This window comes from Rahnella selenatireducens (assembly GCF_046449555.1).
GTDB lineage: Bacteria > Pseudomonadota > Gammaproteobacteria > Enterobacterales > Enterobacteriaceae > Rahnella > Rahnella selenatireducens.
This window is the reverse complement of record NZ_JBKEZJ010000003.1, coordinates 236,392-257,604: the sequence shown is the minus strand read 5'-3', so window position 1 is coordinate 257,604 and position 21,213 is coordinate 236,392. Positions and strand designations below refer to the sequence as shown.

Genomic DNA, 21,213 nt, shown 5'->3' with positions numbered 1-21,213 from the left:
CTTGAGGCTAGCCTGGGCTGGCCTACGGGTTAACTTACCGCTCCCTCAACGACTCCTTCACTTTATTCAATGGTTTAATCAGGTAATCCAGAACACTTTTCTGCCCGGTCTTGATATCCACGTTCGCCACCATGCCCGGCACAATCGGGAACTGGCGCCCGGCTTTGTTGGTCAGGAACGCTTTGTCCGTCCGGACGTAAACCCGGTAGTAATACTGGTCGCGCTTCACTTCATCCTGCAAGGTGTCCGGCGAAACGCCTTCGACTTTGCCTTCGAGATCGCCATATATCGACGAGTCATAGGCTGAGATTTTTACCGTGGCCGGTAATCCTGGCCGGATGTAGGCGATGTCACGCGGGTTGATGCGCGTTTCGATCAGCAACTGGTCTTCAATCGGGACGATTTCCATCAGCTTGCCGCCCGGCTGGAGAACGCCGCCGACGGTGGAGACCTGAATGTCTTTTACGATACCGTGGACCGGCGAATACAGCTCGGAACGCGTCACCTGATCCTCTTTACCCGCCATGACCTGCAACTCTGCATCCAGATCGGCGTTGTTTTTCACCTGCTCTTCACGCGCACGCACCGCGTACTGGTTGGTCGCATCGTCGATTTTGCCGCGCAGTTCACTGGCCTGCCGTTTCAGGCGGATGACTTCCACCTGCCCCGCAGCGCCCTTGGCGACCAGCGGTTGGGTCATGTTGATTTCGTCGTTCACCAGTTTGAGGGACTGATTGAGGTTAGTCACCGTCTCATCACGGTTCTGTTTACGCGATAAATAAAGCTGACGTTCGCGCGCCACCAGTTCCGGGGATTTCATGGTTTCCGGGCTGAATTTCAGCGGTGCGCCGGTCAGTTCCGCGCTCAGACGCTCAGAAGACGCGCGAAGGGTTCTGACGCGTGACGCCGCTTCGCCGTAGTTTGATTGCGAACGGGTCGGGTCGAGCTGTGCCAGAAGCTGACCACGGCTGACGACCGAGCCTTCCTGCACCATCAGTTTTAAAATCACGCCGCCGTCCAGAGAATCAATCTGCTGCGCTTTGCTCGACGGCGTCACTTTGCCGGTACCGACCGTCACTTCATCCAGCACGGCAAAACGCGCCCAGACGAAGAAGACCAGCAGGCTGCCGAGCGTCACCCAGATAATCCACGACACTTTCCGGCTTTCGGCTTCGAACTCATCATTCAATGTTACGTGTGCCATGCGGGACCCTTAGCAGCTCAGGCTGCGCCCTGTTTGGTTTCAGCCACCACCGCCGCGGCCGGAGCCGGTGTGTTAGTGGCGGCAGTTGCCAGAATTTGATCCCGTGGCCCGTCGGCGACCACCCGTCCGTTATCCATCACCACAATTCTGTCGACCAGTTTGAGCAGCGCCGGACGGTGCGTGACCACAATCAGCGTGCGTCCGACCAGCCAGGCGTGAAGCTGGCGGATCACGTAATCCTCAAGCTGTTCATCCATCGACGCGGTCGGTTCATCGAGCAACACCACCTGCGGATTTCGTAAAATCATGCGGCTGAGCATCACCATCTGGCGTTGCCCGCCGGACAATCCGCGCCCGCCTTCATTGATGATTTTATCGAGGCTGGAGGCATCGGCCTGCACCATTGATAACGCGCCGCTGATGCGTAATGCCTGCAACATTTCCTGATCGGTGGCATGCGGGTAACCGAGCATCAGGTTCTGGCGCAATGTGCCGAAGAAAAGCCGCGAATCCTGGGACAGATAACCCATCTGGCGGCGGATATCCGCCGGTTCGACTTTTGTCATGTCGACGCCATCAATCAGAATTTTGCCCTGCGACGGGCTGGCCTGGCCGGAAAGCAATTTCAGCAGCGTCGATTTACCTGCCCCGACTTTGCCCAAAATCGCCACGCGTTCGCCGGGTTTGATTTCCAGCTGACCAATGCCGAGCACGTTCGGCGAATTCTCTTTGTCGTAGGTGTATTGCAAATTGCGCACGTTGAAATGGCCGCTCAGCGTCGGGCAATGCGACAGTTCCGCATCAGCTGGCCGGTCGACCGGTTTCTTTAGCAGTTCATCCAGCCCGCGCATGGCGCTTTTAGCATGCTGCCAGCGGGAAAAGACCATCGTCAGTTGCATTAACGGCGCGATGGTGCGCGAGGAAAGCATGCTGCTGGCGACCAGCGTCCCGGTGGTGATATCGCCGCTCAGCACCAGATAGACCCCGAACACCAGCATGCCGCCGTAAGTCAGTTGCTGAACCGTCGATGCCCAGCCGGTCAGGCGCGCGCCCCACAAACGTTGCTTCATGCCCACAGCGGCGCTGACTTCATGAGTCTGCTCCCACTGACGCTGGAAATACGCTTCCGCCTGCAAGGCTTTGATGTCTTCAATGCCTTCGATGGTTTCCACCAGCACGGCATTGCGCAGCGCGCTTTCACGCATACCTTCTTTCGCCAGTTTTGCCATCGGCCACTGGATCAGAATGCCGGGAATAACAATCAGCGGAATAGCCAGCAGCGGGATGATCACCAGCGGGCCGCCGATGAAGAACATGATGCCAAGAAACAGCAGGACAAACGGCATATCGGCGGCGGCGCTGACGGTGGTGGATGTCAGGAGTTCGCGCACCTGATCGATTTCGCGCAGCTGGGAAATAAAGGAGCCGGTGGATTTTGGCCGGTCGTCATTTTTGATGCTCATTGCCCGCACGAAAAATAGCGATGACACCTTGAGGTCAATCTTTTTGCCCATGAGATCCGACACCAGCGTACGCATCAGGCGGATGATGTATTCCATCCCCGCCGCCAGCACCACGCCGAAGAACAGTACCCACAGCGTCGGGAAAGATTGCGCCGGGATCACCCGATCGTAGACCTGCATGGAGAACAAAATCCCCGCCAGCGCCAGCACGTTACCCAAAACAGAGGCCAGCGAGATTTCTGCGATTTTACGCCCGGAACCGCGGAAGTTTTCCCAGAACCAGTGTTTTTTATGCGGCTGAACAAACTGGTCGATACGCTGATCGCGCCCGCGCGGCGCCACACCGACCAGAAAGACTGGGCCGGTACTTTGTTCAAGCAGCGTGACCAGCTCCGCCGAGCGCAATAAATCGCCGCCGTCACTCAGCCAGTAATCGACGTTGCCGTCATCATGCAGCTGTTCAAGAACGGCGATACCGCCCTGCTCCAGCGTAATAACGGCAGGCAAAACTTCCTGCCGCCAGCGCACCTGATTCCAGCTAACCATGCCGATTTGCAATCCCATCAGGCCGCTCAGGCGATCAAGCTGACGGCGTAACGGCTGATGCTCAAACCAGCGCATTTGCTGGCGAAGAAAAAGAGGATCTGCTGGTTTACCGAATGTTTCGGCCACGCGCCCCATGGCGCTTATCCAGACGTCGATCGACAAAGGTGTTGCTGCTTCATTGCTCATTTCAACCTCGTTATCGAATGCTTCTGGCTATTCCCGCCGGTTCTTTCTACAGCGTCGGGATGGTGTCACCGGTTTGTTTCTGGCGGTCAATGCCCAGCATATCCACCAAATTATCGACCGCCGCGGCGTAACGCACCGTGGCGTCCCAGCCGTCGTACAGCGCACCAATACGCATGGTGTCGGCCTGAAAAACGTCCTGCTCGACGCTGAGCAAATCGTTCAGGCTGCGCTTGCTGAGTTTGTATTCATCCTGATACACACTTCGGGTGTGCGTGGCGCTGGCATACTGCTGTTCACCGGCGACGTTGCGCTGTTGCCCGCCAATCATGTCGGCATAGGCAGTTGACGCTTTCTGGTTGATATCCAGCTTGGCCTTTTCGACTTCCGCCTGCGCGGCCTGACGCTGCCCCTCTGCAGCGCGGACTTTGGCGCTGACAGCCCCGCCCTGATAGACCGGTGCATCAACCGCCAGCTGGATCTGGTCATCCCAGTAAGACCCGCCACCACCGGTGTTTTCATAGCGCGTGCGCCCTGCCTGTACCTTCAGCGTCGGCCAGTGTTGCGCCTGGGTTTGATTCACTTCTTCAATAGCGGCCTGTTGCTTGGCCTGCGCCGCCCGCACGAGCGTGCTGTTTTCATACGGGATTTTGTCGAGCGTTACGCGCTGATCGAGGAGGCTTTGCGGCAAATCAGGCAGGTTATCTGAGACCACGCCGGTCAGAACGGTCAGCTGCGCCTGTGCGGAACGTTGTTGTGCGCGGTATTGCTCGACGGTGGCCCTCATGCCTGCAATGCGGGTTTCTGCCTGCAAAACGTCTGACTGGGAACTCAGCCCGGCGTCGGCGCGTAATTTGGCCGTATCTTTCACCCGTTCCAGCGAAGCAATATTGTCACGGGCAGCCAGACTCAGCGCCTGATAACGTTTAACAGAGAGATAGGCCTGAAGCGTGCTGAGCGCCACGTCAGTCATGGTGCTGTAGAGAGAATAGCGATAGGAATCAGACAGGTATTCCTGCTGACTGATGCTGCCGCCGGTGCGGCCAAAATCGTAGAGCAGCTGGCTGAGCTGCACGCCCGCCGAGGCATTATTGCTCAGACTGCCTGCGGAATCCGTCTGGTGGGATTTACCCGCCGTTCCCTGCAATGATATTTGTGGATACCACGCACTTTTCGCTTCATCCAGATTGCCTTTGCCCACGCGGATTTGGGCCGCCGCTTCCGAAATCTGCGGATTACGCGCAAACGCCCGCAAGATGGCGTCCTGTAACGTCAGGCTGGCACGCATTTCCTCTGTCGGCGCCGCCTGCCAGTTAAACTCCGGCTGTTTATCAGCCGCCACAACACTGAAATTCCCTGTTAATCCGGTCAGGCACAAGGTGCCCAAGATGACGGCCACGGGCCGTATCACTTTCTTATTTTTCATTACCGACACCACTTAATTACGCCGATAGATTTGGTTTAACTCCTCCCCCTGCCAAGGGGGAGGCTGGGAGAGGGTTTGGCTGGCAATGCCCGAGTCGCCATTAATCCCCCACCCCAACCCTCCCCTTTCCAGGGGAGGGAGCAGACCGCGTTCCGATTGACAACTAGTTTTGCTGAACGTGTAAACCGTGTTGCACCAGTACGTCTCCCAACGTGTTGGATGTCTCGAGTGAGGCATTGTGGTAAACGTCGAAGGTCAGGCCATCCACCGTGCGTTGACCGGTTTCAGCCCACGCGCCGTCCGTCCCGATTTGCAGATTCACCAGGCTGCCCTCGCCCCCTTTGATGATGACTTCATCCGTCGGATTGTCCTTCACGTTCAGCGCCTCATGGAGATTGAGCGAGATGCTGTTGGTGCCGGACGTGCCCAAGTCGAAGATGTCGATATGTTCAACTTTCAGCCCGAGCAGGGTCAGATCCAGATGCTGGTTGGTACCCGCCAGCAGCAAGGTATCGACACCGGTTCCGCCGTCGATCAACCCGAAGTCCAGCGTATGCACTGAAATGACATCATCGCCGCTGCCGCCATGCGCCTCACCGTTGGTGGCGGTCAGGTCGATGGTCACACCACCAATTGAGAACGCTGTCTCTGCATGGGATGTGGTTTCTGATGTTGACGTGGATTCCGTAGCCGACAGTGAAGAAACCAGCGTGCTGGTCGCATGCGTGGAGTCGGTAGAATCCGAGGTGGAAGAATCTGACGTGATGCTTGTTGCCGCCAGAGTATGGGTGTCGTCAGTGGCAGACAGCAGGCTGGCCTGAGTCGCCAGCGTTTCTGGTGGCAACGTTGAACCGGCGGACAACCCGACGTGAGCGTCGAAACCGTTACCGGCAACATCCGTTGCACGCAGCTCCACAACATCCCCGGTCAGCGCGGCCAGTAAAGCCGGCAGGTTCAGGATGCTGAAGGCGTTAAATACCGCGCTGCTAAATTTAACGGTCCAGGAACCGTCGGCCTGCACCACGCCAGAAAGCGTATTCCCCAGGAGGGTGACCAGCACGATGCCACCGGCACCCACGTTACGGCTCTTACCGCTCAGGGTTAGACCCGCACCCAGAATACCGGTAAGCAGCCCCGTCAGAGAGCCCAGCGCATCCAGTGAAGCCACTGGAAGAGAGTGCGTTTTGATGGTCAGCGGTTGTGTGGAGTTGGTGACGTTACCCAGAAGGTCGGTCACGGATACCGCTACCTGCTGCGCCCCGTCTGCAATTCCCTTCAGCTCAGTGGTGGTGAATCCAACCGTCCAGGTGCCATTCGCGACGGTGCCTGTGTGCGTGATCCCGCCGATTGTGACAGACACCAGACTGCCGTTAGCGGCGTTGGTGGTACCTGTCACGCTCTGATTACTGCTGGCTTCGCTCAGGTTCAGATAACCGTCGCCACCAAACAGGGAGGCCAGGGGAATTGTCAGGCTCGGCAAATGCAGCCCGACGGTTGCTGATCCCGAGCCGGTAGTGCTGTGACCCGCGGCGTTCGTCAGGGAGGCGCCGATGTTAAGCACGCCATCCGTCAGTGCGCCCAGAATCGATGCCCCGACGTTGGCACTGAATGTCCCGTCCGCTTTCACCAATGCAGTGACCGTCGAGTTCCCGATTTTCAGGGAAACCGTTGACCCCACCGCGTTTGTGGTGTGGCCGGTGATGGTCTGCGTTAACAGCGCATCGGCGGCGTTAAGCAACCCGTCACCGAAGATGCTGTCGAGCGTAATGGTTGGCAGCGACTGCGCGATAACGCTCAGGACGCCCGTTTTGGTCGCCGGGTTACCCACGGCATCCGCCACACTTGCCACAACGTTCAGCGTACCGTTCAGCAAAGCACCGAGATCCAGCGTTGGAACGGCGACGCTAAATGCTCCACCCGCACCTACTGTCGCCAGATACGTTTTGCCGCCCAGCGTTACGCTGACCTGTGTACCCTGCGCCACATTTGTCGCCACACCGCTGATGGTTTGCGCCGTCAGCAGATCCACCACATCGAGAATGCCATCCCCGAAGATCGGGTTAAGCACAATACTTGGTACAGCGTGGATACCAATGGTGACACCCGTGGATGTCGTCGCGGTATTGCCGACGGTATCGGTAACGGTCACGTTTAATGTCGGATTGCCGTCAAGCAGATTCGCCAGATTAATGGCGCTCAGCGCTGCGCTGAACTTTCCGTCAGCACCGACGGTTGCCGTCAACGTCACCACACCCAGACTTATCGTGACGGTTTCACCGGCACGACCGTTGAGGATCGTCCCGCTGATAACCGGTGACAGTGCAGATTCCGCAATGTTGAGAATTCCGTCGCCACCGAACAGCGGATCCAGAATCACTTTTGGCAAGGCGTGGATAATGACATTAGCCGTTGCCAGCCCGCTGCCCACGTTGCCGACGGCGTTTGCAACCGACGCGCTCACGTTCAGCGTGCCATCGCCCAGTAAGCCCAGATCACCGGGTAGCAATGTGACGCTGAAATTACCCGCCGCGTTGGTAGTGGTGCCCAGATAGGTTTTGCCATTCACGACCACGCTCACAGTCGAGCCAATTGCCACACCGCTCGCCACACCGCTAATTGTCTGAGAAAGCAGCGCATCTGCGGCACTCAGCAAGCCATCGGTAAATGGCGTATTGAGCGTAATGGTTGGCAATGTCACGTTGACCGTGGCTGAACTGGTGATGGTGCCGGTATTGCCGTTGGTGGCATTCACGTCAACTTTTACATCCAACAATCCATTCACCAGATTGCTGATCAAATTGCTCGGAACGGTGACGGAGAAGTGACCGCTGGAATCGACTACCGCTGAAATGGCCGTATTATTGCCCACGGTCACCGCGATGGTTGAACCCGCTGCCACGTTTTTCACGGTCCCGCTGACCACCTGATTTACCAGCAAATCGGCGGCATTGAGCAGGCCATCGCCAAATAGCGGATCCAGGACGATTTGCGGCAGGTTATGTACCGCAACTGTCAGATTACCCAGAGTTTGGGTCGTGACGTTGCCTGCGGCATCAGCTACGGAGAGAATAACCGGCACCACGCCATCTGCGAGAGTGTCCAGCGCATGTGCACCAACCCGGATAGCAAACTGGCCATTGGTCACAATGCCTGTGAATGCGAGACCACCAATTTTCAACGTCGCCAGCGTGCCGTTGACCGCCGTCGTGGTTCCGCTAACAACTTGTTCAACACCGGTTGCCGTGGTGTTAAGCAGACTCGAAGCACCAGCCAGCAAACCGCCGACGGTATCAATTACCGGCGCGATAGAAGCCACATTGATGCTTAGCGGTTCAGAATGCACATTGCCGTATTGGTCGGTAATCGACAGCGTCAGCGCGTTGCTTCCCTGTAATAAACCTTGCAGGACCGCAGGTAGCAGCGTCACATTCCAGTTACCGTCTGCCCCTACAACTGAACTCGCCAGTACGGTATTGCCGAGTTTCACATTAACGACTGACCCGGCGCCTGCATTCGTGGATGTCCCACTCAGCACCTGGTTTACCAGCAAAGCCGCGCCGTTAAGTACCGGCAGGCCCGTCAGCAGATTGAGATCAAGCAGCTCGTTGAACAGGAGGTTAAGGCCGAGATTAACGTTGGTGACGTTGCCGTTGTTATCTGCCACGGAAGCCGAAACCAGATGCGTACCATCACCAATCGCAAAGTTAGCGAAGTCTGCAGGCAACAGCGTCAGTTTCCATGTGCCGTCGCCCTGAATCTGCGCCGTTCCCACGGTGATACCGGCAATTTTCACCGTCACCAGAGAACCGGTACCGGCATTTGATGTCCCGCCAATGACCGTGCCCAGCGTTGCTTCTGTCAGGCTCAGAACGTTATCCACCAGATCCTGACCACTGCCGACTGTAATACCTGCGCTAAGCAACGCACCGACGGTATCGACGGTAAAGGAGTGCGTCACGGTGGTGGTGTTACCAGCCAGATCGGTGAGCGTTGCAGTGTAGCTGTTATCGCCCTGCCCGAGGACATTCCAGTCAGCAGCCGGAACGCTAACGCTCCAGCCCCCGCCACTTTGCACCACGGCGGTATAGGTTTTACCGTTCAGGGTGAGGATAACGGTACGCCCGACATCATCTGTGCTGGCCGTTCCGCTAATCGCCTGGTTGGCTGCCGCTTCGGTACTGTTCAGCACGTTGTTATCTGCGCTGATGTTCCCTGGCGTCAGCACTGGCGGTGTCAGATCGGTGATTACGGTCTGACTGGCGGTGGCGGTAAGCACCGTTGCGGTAACCAGAGTACTTGAACCATCGACAAACAGAGCGGCGTTAACCGTGAGGCTCCATGTCCCATCCGCCAGAACCGTTGCTACAAGAGGCGTCAAACCCACCACAACCGCCACCTGAGTTCCCACGAGAACCAGCGTGCCCGATGCCGCACCAGAGATCGTCACCGTACCGACATTATGCTCAGCGAGATTGATGAAGTTGTCTCCATCAATTTTATTAATGCTGACCGATGGCAGGGTTGGAATAGTCAGATCGACACTGAAGTTCGGGATCGTGTCGGTCGCTGTGTTTCCGGCGGCATCATTCACCGCCACGGTAATCGTGCTGTTGTTGGTGATCGCCTGGAGCTGAGCAGGTGTCAGCGACAGCGACCAGGTCCCGCCATTACCGACCACTGCGGTTAACGGCCCGGCCACGCCCGGAATGGTGATGGTCACAGTCTGACCGACGGCCACGTTAGTGGTCGTCCCTGACAGGATTTGCGGGCTGCGGCTTTCGTTATAGTTCAGGCCGTCACCGCCGACAAAGGTATTGATGTCGATGGATGGCAGACCTGCGCCAGCAGAAGCCACGATCACGCTGCCGGAAGCCGTACCCAGGTTGCCGTTTACATCGTTCACCGTCGCGGTGATCGCCTGGCTGCCCTGACCCAACGTAATCAGATCAGTGTTAGTCAGCGTCAGCGTCCACGTTCCTCCGGTGGCGTTTGCCGTGAAGGGTCCGGCAGTGCCAATGAACACGGTAACGGTGCTGTTATCTGGCGCATCCGTGGTCCCGGTAATTGACGCCCCCGCCAGTTCAGCCGCATTCAGATAGCCATCGCCAAAGATGGTGCTGATAGCAAGGGTCGGTGGGGTGAAGTCGGTTGTGAAATTAAGCGTGTTAGTACCGGTATTGCCGTGGGCATCCGTCACTGTCACCGTGAACGTATGATCGATGCCGGTCAGAGAGCTCAGTACGCCAGCCGGGATATTGACAGACCATGCACCGGTCGTCGTGTTAACCGTAGCCGGATAGCTGTTGCCGTTGATATCCACCGCCAGCGTAACGCTTTGCCCCAGGTTGGTGACCCCGGTATTACCGTTTAAGGTTACCGTGCCTGCGGCTTCGGAAATGTTAAGCACTGACCCGAAGCTGGAAGCAATACTCGGGAACAGTTCGACAATAGCCGTGTCGAACGAAGAAGAAGACCCCGCGCTGATATTGCCGTACTGATCCGTGGTGGTTGCGGTAATGGTGTAACTCCCGGAAGCCGCCAGCCCGTCCATAATGGCGGTGCTCAGAGGTACAGACCATGCGCCGGTTTCATCCGCCGTCACCGTCGCAGTAAACGTATTACCTGCACCGATCGGGATAGTCACGGTGACAATTTGTCCGGCCGCCGCCGAACCGGTAAGAACTTGCGCAGCATTGGACTCGGCAAAGTTCAGTACGCCGTCACCGAACGGCTGGTTGATAACCGGTGCTAACGGAGGTGTGAGCTGCACTTCAAGCAATTCAGTTTGTGCGCTGCTGTTACCGACCGCATCGGTCACCGTCACCGTCACTGTCCATACGCCATTTGGCAGCGTTTGCAGCAACGACGACGGAAGTTCTAATTCCCAGGTTCCGTTGGCTTCATTGATGATCGCACCGGTAAAGTTGGTGCCATTGATGTTGACCACCACCGTTTGCCCTGCGGTCAACGTACCGGTCAGCCCGCTAAGCGAACCACCCTGTGTGGCTTCTGCCACGTTAATCAAGCCACCGAAACTGTCCGTGATAGTTACCAGTGGCAGATCATTAACCACGGTTGGCACGCTGACTGAGTTCGTATTGGTATTGCCACCGACATCCGTCACCACCACAGAAACCGTGGTACCGGTCGTGCTGTCCGGAAGCGCAATAAGAACCGACGATGGGATAGTGGCTGACCACGAACCGTCAGGATTTACCGTCGCAGTAATTTGCGTGGTTCCGACAGTTACGATGACTGACTTCACATCCGTAATACCGGTAGTTCCGCTAATTACCTGATCGGCGGTGGCTTCGGGATAGTTCAGTTTGCCATCGCCAAACGGCGTGGTGATAACCGGCACCGGTACTGGCGTGAGGTCAACCGTGAGGCTGCCGCTGGCAGAAGCCGTATTACCCGTTGTGGTATCAACCGCAGTTACTGAAACGCTGGCCACGTTGCCCGTGAGCACATTCAGCGCAGCAGCGCCGACGGTAGCCACCCAGGTACCGTTCGTGACAATCCCGTTAAAGGTTTCGGTTCCGATTTTCAGAACGACCGCAGTACCGTTCGCCAGATTGGTCGCCACACCGCTGACCAGGAATCCTGCCGCGGCCTCAGCGATATTCAGAATATCGTTTCCGGCAACTGGCCCGAGGGTCAGTGTTGGCAGGTTGTTAATCGCCAGGGTGAAGTTGTCGTTGACGGTATTGGTGTTGCCATCCGTTCCCACGACGCTGACCTGAACCGTTTGCAATCCGTCGCTCGTAATCCCCCGCAGATCGATGGCCGGTATCGTCAAAGACCATTCGCCAAGTTCATTCGAAACGGTGGTATAGGTGACGTTATTAAGTTTCACAGTGACAGTGACATTCGCATCAGCCAACCCGCTGACTGGCAAACCGGCCAGTGCTTCCGCGGCATTGAGAATGTTGTCTACACCGGTGTCCACTTCCACGGTCAGGAGCGCTGGCTGTGTATCGACGGTTAGCCCATGAATTACTGTTACCGGGTTACCGGCAATATCCGAGGCTGAAACAGTGATCGGGTTACTGCCTTCTGGCAGCGCCTGAACCTGCGCGGCAGTCAGCGCCACACTCCAGGTACCATCGGCTTGCACCACTGGCGAATACGTTACACCGTGAAGCAACACGCTGATGATATTGCCGGCCGGAACATGCGTCGAAGAACCAGTGATCGTCAGTGGCTGATTGTGTTCCTGAGCATTAATCACGTCATCGCCGGAGACGGTGTTGACGGTTAACGTTGGCAAATCGCCTGCCTGTGCAATCACGGTTGCACCGTGCGTTGCGCTGGCCGGGTTACCGGAGGTGTCCGTGGCCGTGGCCGTTACCGTCAGTGGCCCTTCAGCCAGGCTGCCCAGCGCAGAAGACGGAATGGTCGCGGTCCAGGTTCCGTCCGCCCCCACCGTGGCCGGATAGCTCACGCCGTTAAACAGTACGTTGACAGTCTGATTAACCTCCAGATGAGTGGAGGTCCCGGTAATGGTGAAGCCGTTGGTTTTTTCGGCCACGTTAATGTAGTCATCACCGGCAATATGCGTGATGGTCAGCGTTGGCAAATTGGCTTTTGCCGCATCGACTGTGAAGGTATGTGTTTCGACGGTTTGGTTACCGGCCGCATCGGTGAGGGTCGCCGTCAGCGTATATTGCGCATCGGAAAGTTGCTGAACAACACTGCCCGGCAATGTGAAACTCCAGCTTCCGTCAGGCTGCACCAATGCAGTGTAAGTGACGCCGTTAAAGCTCAGCACCACTGATACCGCCTGCCCCGCATCGCCGGAATCTGATGTCCCGGAGATCACCACCGGTTGCAACGCTTCGGCCGCATTAATGATGTTGTCGCCAGCGACGTCGCCAATACTCAATGTTGGTGCGGTGCGATCCACCGTAATCTGATTAGTAACGGAGCCTTCGTTACCGGCCGCATCAATGACCGTAACAACCATTGGCAGTGTATTATCCGGGATAGCCTGCAAAGTGGTTGACGGAATAGTGATTGACCACTGGCCCTGCTCGTCTGCCGTCACAACGTAGGTTCCACCAGCAAAGGTAACGGTTACAGATTGCCCTGCTCCCGTTGCACCGGTACTGCCGGTGATGATTTGGTCAGCAGCTGACTCCAGGCTGTTCAGATAACCATCGCCAAACGGTGCCGAAATGGTTGGCGTCGGCAGCGCGGTCGCAAGGGTAATCGTGACCGGCAGCGAAGTGGTGTTACCGGCGAGGTCAGACAGGCTGGCGTTCAGAATATAATTGCCGTCCTGCAACCCGAGCAGATTTCCCGCAGGGATTACCGTCGTCCAGCTTCCATCCCCCTGAACTATTGCCGTATACGTAACATTGTTGAAGGTCAGTTGAACGGTACGTCCTGCGTCTCCCACACTCGCAGTGCCTGACAGTTCAACATCCCCGGTGACTTCATCCGCATTGATGATGTTATCGCCTGTAATCTGCGCGACATTCAGCGTCGGTGCGGTGAAATCAACAATCGCGGAACTGGTCAGCGTTTCACTGTTATTCGCCGCATCTGCCACAGTCACCAGAATAGCTGCCGGTGACGTGAGGTTTTGCAGCGCCGTGGCGGGAATAGAAACCACCCAGTTGCCATCAACGTCAACAGTGCCGGTGTAGTTCTGACCACCAATATTGACGGTCACTGTCTGGCCGTCGCCGGTCAGACCGGTAGAACCGCTCAGCGTTTGCGCGGTCGTGGCTTCTGTAGCACTCAGATAACCATCGCCAAACGGATCAAGAATCGACGGCGTAGGCAATGTGGTGTAAATCCCCAGCGGTTGTTCACTGGTCACGGTGCCATTAGCGGTCGTCACTGTGGTCACAACGACCGCGGTGGTGCCCTCCGGCAGAGTAGCCAGTTCGGTTGGGGTTAATGTGTAGCTCCAGGTCCCATCCGGGCCAGTCTGCACCGTGACGTTGATACCGCCAGGACCGCCAACCTGAATAGTGACGTCCGTGCCTGCTGGTACATCAGAAGTCGTCCCGCTGACAATCACGCCAGCGGCCGCTTCCTGCGCATTGATTTTGTTGTCGCCGGCGATGATGTTAATGCTCACACCACCCAGCGTGTTATCTACGGTGAAGTTTTCTGAATTGCTCACCGGGTTACCGGCCAGGTCACTGACGGAAACATTGATAGTCACCGTGCCATTTGCCAGCGCACTGAGTGTTTCGGCAGGAACAGAAACACTCCAGACACCGCCTGCCGTCACGGTCGCCGAGAAGGTTGCGGTGCCGATCGTGATATTAACAATCTGTCCGGCTTCAACATTCGTCGTCGTACCGCTCAGGGTTTGCGAAACCTGACGTTCAGCCGCATCCAGAAGGTTGTTTCCGGCAAAGTTATCGATAGTGATTGCCGGCAATGTTGCCGGATTTGCCGCCAGATTGACTGTTTCACTGGCCGTCGCCGTGTTACCGGCTGCATCAGACAGCGTTGCGGTCAGCGTATAAGCTCCGTTCGTGACACCAGCCAATACACCGGCCGGGACAGTAGCCGACCAGGTACCGTCAGGCTGAACAATCGCGGTGTACGTCAGACCCGCCACAGAAACTGTAACAGTGCGCCCGGCTTCAGCCGCATCGGTCGATCCCGTCACGGCCAGATTTCCTGCCGCTTCGACGACGTTAACCCGCCCGTCGCCAGTTAGCGGATTTACCGTCAGCGACGGAGGAGTGAGATCCAGAGTTATCTGACTGGTAGTCGTCGTGGCATTACCTGAAGGATCATTAACCAGCGCCGAAACGGTATAACTGCCCGCAGGTAGACCAGCCAGCGCCGTGGAAGGTACGGTGGTGGACCACGAACCATCAACCAACACAATGGCAGTAAAGAATTTATTGTTGAAACTGATGGTGACTGTTTGTCCAACTTCGTCCGGCGAAGTTGAGCCACTGAGGGTAATTCCCGTGGTCACTTCTGCGGCACTGACCAGACCATCGCCGCCCACCGGCGTAATGCTTAACACTGGCGGAGTCTGATCGAGTGTGACCTGCCCGGTCGTGACGGTCGTGTTGCCTGCGGCATCTTTCAGCGTGGCGGTCAGAGTGTAGGTACCATCAGGTGCACCGGTGAGCGTACCCGCCGGAATGCTGGTGCTCCAGGTACCGTTCCCCTGTACCAGCGCGGTGTACGTCTGATTATTGAAGGTCAGCGTAACCGTTTGTCCCGCATCGTCCGGTGAAGCCGTACCACTGAGCGTCAGGCCGTTCACGGCTTCGCTGCGGTTAATAACATCGTCCGTTGCAACCGGGTTAAGAGACAGGATTGGTGCGTCGAAATCAACCACAACATTGCCGGTAATGGCACCGGTGTTCCCTGCCGCATCGGTAACCGTTACGATAATCGGGTCACTTCCGGTAGGCAGATTTTGCAGCGCAAGACTTGGAATACTGACAGACCATGAACCGTCAGTCGCCGCTGTCACAGTGTAAGTTTCACCGTTTAATACGACTTTCACCGTCTGACCGTCGCCGGTCAGACCTGTTTTGCCGCTCAGCGTCTGGTCGGAACCCGCTTCGGTAGTTCCCAGCAAACCATCGCCAAATGGCGTATTGAGCGTTGGCGTCGGTACCTGAGTATAAATTCCCACATCCTGCTGGCTGGTGACGGTGCCATTGTTGGTCGTGACCGTTGAGACAATGACATGGCTGGTGCCGTCTGCCAGACTCTCGAGGGCCGAGGCTGGGATCGTGTAACTCCAGCTGCCGTCAGCCAGTGTGGTCGTGGTATAGGTGATCCCACCCAGTTTGATGGTGACCGGGGTTCCTTCCGGTACATCGACCGTGGTACCGCTAACCAGCACGCCCTGCGCGGCCTCATCTGCATTGATTTTGTTATCACCGCTGATGGTATTGATGGCAATCCCGCCCAGCGTAGTATTCACCGTGAAAGCGCCGGAACCCGAGACTTCGTTACCTGCGCGGTCAGTCACAGTGACATTAACGGTAGCATCCCCATTTTGCAGGGCACCCGCCGGAATATTAACGCTCCATGCGCCGCTTGCCTGCACAACTGCCGTGTAGGTCAGGCTGCCAATGGTAATTTGTACTATCTGGCCCGCCTCAACGTGCGTGGTCGTGCCGCTCAGGATTTGCGTGACTTGATTTTCTGCCGCATCAACGATGTTGTCTCCGGCAAAAATGCCCACGGTGATGGTTGGCAGTTGAGACGGGTTAGCCACCAGAGACACGTTTTCTGATGCCGTGCCGATATTGCCAGCAAGGTCAGTCACACTGGCGGTGAGCGGGTACTCTCCGTTAGCCACATTCAGCAGTGCATTCGCCGGAATGTTCACCGTCCAGCTACCATCATTTTGCACAATGCCCGTGTAGGTGTGACCCGCCACGGTCACGGTGACCGTTTGCCCTGCTTGTTCGATGCCTGCGGTCCCGTTAACCGGGATCAGCGCCGTCGCTTCGGCGTTATTAATCACGCCATCCGCCGTTACCGGCTCAACAGTTACCACAGGCGCAAGGGTGTCAACTGTGACGGCGACATCTTTGACGCTTGAGTTTCCGACTGCATCTGTCGCCACCACGTGAACGTTAGTTCCGCCTTGCCCCAGAGCAGTCAAATCTGCTGAAGGCACGTTGGCGGTCCAGATACCATTTGCACCTACGGTCGCCTGATAGTCTTTGCCACCCAGTGTAACCGTGACCGTCTGACCCGCGCCGCTGACCCCGGTGGAACCGCTCAGGGTTTGTGTCGTGCCCGCTTCTGCTGCGTTAAGCAGCCCGTCACCAAACGGTGTGTTCAATGTAACGGCTGGCAGGTTGTGAGTGATCGCATCAAAGCTCAGGCTGTTGCTGACAGGATTACCCGCCGCATCCGTGGCAGAGACGTTAATGGTATATTTTCCGTCGGACAACGCTGCCAGATCTGTGGCTGAAACCTGCACGCTCCATCCGCCGCCCACACCAACACTGGCCGTGTAGGTTTTGCCGTTAAGCGTAAGGGTCACGACGCCATTCACCGGCACGTTGACCGAGGTTCCGCTGATGGTGATACCCGCCGCCGCCTCAAATGCATTCAGCAGGTTGTCACCGGTAACCGGCGCAACAGATAAACCACTCAAGGTGTTATCGACAGTAATATTTTCAGTGCCGGTCGCCGGGTTACCAGCTTTGTCCGCCACGGTCGCCGTCAGGGTCAGGGAGCCGTTTTGCAGCGCCTGCAAATCCGCTGAAGGAATGCTTACACTCCAGTTACCGCCAGCCTGCACTGTTGCCGTGTAAGTCACGCCGTTGAGGGTAATGCTGACCACCTGACCCGCTTCGATATGGGTGGTGGTTCCGCTGAGGATCTGCGCGTTTTGCTGCTCCGCACCATCCACCACGTTATTACCGGCAAAAGTATTGAGTGTGAGGGTTGGTGCGCTGCCAGGATTACCGGCCAACTGAACGCTCGACGTCACCGTTGTGCTGTTACCTGCGGCATCCGAAATCTGCACGCTTAGCGGGTATTGACCGTCGGCCAACGCAGAAAGCGTGCCCGCCGGAACGGTGATGATCCACTGACCGTTTGGCTGTACGGTGCCGGTGTAAGTCACGCCATTGAGCACGAGGGAAACCGTACGCCCGGCCTCGGAGAGTGAGGCCGTACCGGTGATGTCTACTGCGGCAGCAGCTTCAGCAATATTCACGTATCCGTCGCCGCCGACCGGATTTACGGTCAATACTGGTGCGGTAAAATCAGTTGTCGCCGTGGAAACGACCGTTGCCGTGTTACCCGCGGTATCCGTCGCGGTGACAGAAATTTGTACCGGCCCCTGAGGCAGAGTCTGCAAATCTGCGGAAGGGATACTGACTGTCCAGGTGCCATCTGACGCTACTGTCGCGGTGTAAGTGTGCCCACCCAACGTGACGGTGACGGTCTGACCGTCGCCGGTTTTACCCGTGGTTCCGCTGAGAGTTTGCGCGGCAGCGGCTTCTGTGAGATTCAGTAATCCGTCGCCAAATGGCGTGTTCAGTACCGGCGTTGGTTCGATGTTGTCGATACCCACGTTCACACTGTTAGACAATACATCGCCGTTAGTGCCGACCACGGTGGCAGAAACCGCGGTCGTCGAGGTATCTATTCCTGCGATGTCTGAAGAACTCAGCAACAGACTCCATTTGCCGTTTGCACCGACCAGTGCATACCGGGTCAGCGTGCCAAAAAGCACGGTCACCTGGGCACCCACGGAGACGCCGTATGTTGCCCCGCTGATGGTGATACCGGCTGCGGTTTCCACGGCGTTAATGACGTTATCACCAGTCACAGGGTCAATCGCAATTCCGTCGTCGGTGCTGGAAACGATGAAGTTATCACTGCCGGATGCCGGGTTACCGGCTTTATCAGAAACACTGACCTGAATTGTTTGCGGCCCGTCGCCCAAAGTGATCATATCGGCAGCGGGGATCACAACACTCCATTTACCGCCAGCCTGAACTTCTGCCTGATACTGATGGCCATTCAGAGAAATTGTGACAATTTGTCCGGCTTCGACGCGCGTTGTTGTGCCGCTGAGAACCTGAGCTGTTTTAACTTCGGCGCCATCGACAGCATTATCCCCCCCGAAAGGATCGACGGTTATAGCAGGCTGAATAGCCGGATCCGCAACAACGTGCAGCGTGCCTGAGTTGGTCGTGGTATTTCCGGCAGCATCAGTCAGCGTTGCCGTCACCGTGAAATCGCCGTTCAAGCCTGTGAGTGCGCCTGCCGGAAGTGTCGTGCTCCAGGTACCATTATCCGCCACGATGGCAGTGAAGGTCTGCGTGCCAATGGTGATAGTAACCGTTCTGCCCGCTTCGGAGGCCGATGCTGTGCCGGACAACGTTAATGCGCTGGCTGCTTCTGTCAGGCTGATTTGCCCGTCGCCTGCAAGCGGATTGACAGTCAGCGTTGGCGCAACGGTATCCACTAAAACAGACGAGTTCAGCGTGGTGTGGTTACCGGCGGCGTCGGTGACGTTAATCACGACAGCGCTGGTGCCTTGCGGCAACGTCGCCAGCGCCGCAACCGGCAGGCTGACGCTGTAACTGCCGTCAGCAGCTACGGTGCCGGTATAGGTTTTTCCATCAATGACAATACTGACCGTCTGGCCTTCGCCCTTGAGACCGGTATTCCCTGTAAGCGTTTGTACATCACCGGATTCCGCGGTATTGAGCGTGCCGTCGCCAAACGGGGTATTGAGGGTTAACTCGCCTGGATGAACAGCCACGTTGAAGTCGCTGGTGGTAGAAATTTTATTGCCATCGGCATCGGTCATGCTGATGGTCAGTGTCGCGTTGCCATCGGTCAGCGCCTGTAAAACCCCGGCAGGAATGCTGACATTCCAAACACCGTTTGCTCCGGTAGTGCCGGTATAGGAGACACCGTTGAGTGTGACGGTTATCGTCGTGCCAGTCGCAACGTTCGTCGCCGTTCCTGAAATCACCAGCGGAGACTGAGCTTCAACCGCATTAAGCTGACCGTCGCCGGAAATCGGGTTAACGGTCAGAATGCCCGCGTTGTCATTGACAGAAAAATCGAGCGGCGTGGTGGTCTGGTTGCCGGCGGCATCGGTCAGCGAGGCAGTCAGAATATTACTTCCATTTGCCAGTGCCTGAACTGCGCTCGCCGGAATGGTCACGGACCACGTGCCATCTGCACCCACAATGGCGTTGTAATTAGTGCCGTTCAGGGTGACAACCAGCGTACGCCCCGCTTCAGACACCGAGGCGGTACCGGTTACCACCAGCGGTTGCTGATGTTCAGCGGCATCAAGAATGTTGTCATTGCTAATCGGATCCACCATGACAACCGGTGGTGTTCTGTCAACCACCACGGTCACGCCTTTTGATACAGACTGCCCGTCAGTACCCGTCACAGTGACGGAAACGACATAGGTACCATCGGCCAGATTTTGTAAATCAAGCGACGGCAGGTTGATATCCCATTTGCCGTCTGCACCCACTGTGCTGGTGTAGGATTTTCCGTTGATGGTCAGGGTGATTGTCTGACCCGCAGTCACGTTACCTGCTGTACCCGAGAAAATTTGTGCTATGCGTGATTCTGCAGCATTAAGGATGTTGTCACCGGCAAACGCTCCGAGGGATAACGTGGCAGCCTGACCATTTCCGCCGGTGTTGCCCCCGTTGTTGCCGCCGTTATTGCCCCCGTTGTTGCCGCCGTTATTGCCGCCGTTATTGCCCCCGTTATTGCCGCCGTTGTTGCCGCCGTTATTGCCCCCGTTGTTGCCGCCATCGCTTCCGCCGTTATTGCTGCTGCTGCCACCACCACCACCACCGCCGCCACCTGCTGCAATCGCGATTCCCGCGCCGAGCGCCACAACGCCCAGCACCGCGGCTAATACGCCCGGGCTAAAACTGGAGGAATCTTCGAGTAAAACACCAATATCCGGGATGGTTTGATAAGCGGGAACAATCGGTACAGCACCCGCGGTGGCACCGGTATCCACAAACGCGGCGTATTCAATCGGATGAACACCATCATCGAACACCAGAACGCTGTCTTCGGCACCTTCGGTGTTGAAGAAGCTGTGGTAACGAACGGTGCTGCCGTCTTTCATGTGGATGACGAGATCATTGCCCACGCGCTCATAGCTGGACACCGCTTCACGAGTTCCGTGAATGCGAATTATGCTGGCCTGATTGAGGGTAACATCCTGACTGGCGCTGGAAACCTGAGAGATGACTGCACCATTTTTACGAGAGAGAACATCAATAACAACGCTACCGTTCTGAGCCATGTTGTACCCCTATAACATCCAGTTGAGACTCACACGCGCATGGCCCACGCTTTCCGGTTCCGGAGAAGGGAGGTTCAGCAGGTATGAAGACCATTACGAAAATGGGTTAACTTCCAACTGGTGTTGGGGAATTCCATAGATTACAAATTGTGCAATCTACAAATTTATGAAGGTCTAAATGTTCTTTTTATGTAATCGTTACGGTAACTGTTTGCCCGAAACTCCATAAGTTATATGCATGATTTAAGTTAAATGCATAAAAAAAAGATAATCTTTAAGACAAAAATTATTTATCGTTCGGAGTGGAAATATAAGTTTGACGGGGGGCAATTCCTGTTCTAGCCCAACGCGTTAAAAACAACATGATGATAAACAACAAGTTTGCAACTTCTCCTTAAAGACTAAGCGGGATCATTATTAATAAAATCAAGCATTAGCCGCACTGATAACTCATCAAATTGACTTACCAATTGTGTGATCGCCTCTTAGATTTTCTGGCACTAATGTATTCCGCCGGTAAATAATTAAGACTATGCGCAATCACAGTGACTTATGCTTTCTGATAAAATACCCGGTTAGTAAGTTTGTGTGATGTTTTTCAGAATCTGATAGCGGTTAAATG

At 56.3% G+C, this 21,213-nt stretch carries 4 protein-coding genes; all 4 read right to left on the bottom strand.

Features of this window, described 5'->3' with window-relative positions:
• Positions 1-34: 34 nt before the first annotated feature.
• Positions 35-1,204: an HlyD family efflux transporter periplasmic adaptor subunit gene (locus ACLBVC_RS06915; protein ID WP_104921308.1), complete on the bottom strand. Its 1,170-nt coding sequence runs from the start codon at positions 1,202-1,204 to the stop codon at positions 35-37.
• A gap of 17 nt (positions 1,205-1,221) precedes the next feature.
• The gene (locus tag ACLBVC_RS06910) at positions 1,222-3,399 is read right to left on the bottom strand and encodes a type I secretion system permease/ATPase (RefSeq protein ID WP_410149018.1); all 2,178 of its coding nucleotides are present in this window, start codon (positions 3,397-3,399) and stop codon (positions 1,222-1,224) included.
• A 46-nt stretch (positions 3,400-3,445) separates the two neighbouring features.
• The gene (locus ACLBVC_RS06905) at positions 3,446-4,822 is read right to left on the bottom strand and encodes a TolC family outer membrane protein (RefSeq protein ID WP_410149017.1); all 1,377 of its coding nucleotides are present in this window, start codon (positions 4,820-4,822) and stop codon (positions 3,446-3,448) included.
• A 163-nt stretch (positions 4,823-4,985) separates the two neighbouring features.
• On the bottom strand, positions 4,986-20,591 hold the full coding sequence (locus tag ACLBVC_RS06900) for an Ig-like domain-containing protein (RefSeq protein WP_410149016.1): 15,606 nt from the start codon (positions 20,589-20,591) through the stop codon (positions 4,986-4,988).
• Positions 20,592-21,213 lie beyond the last annotated feature (622 nt).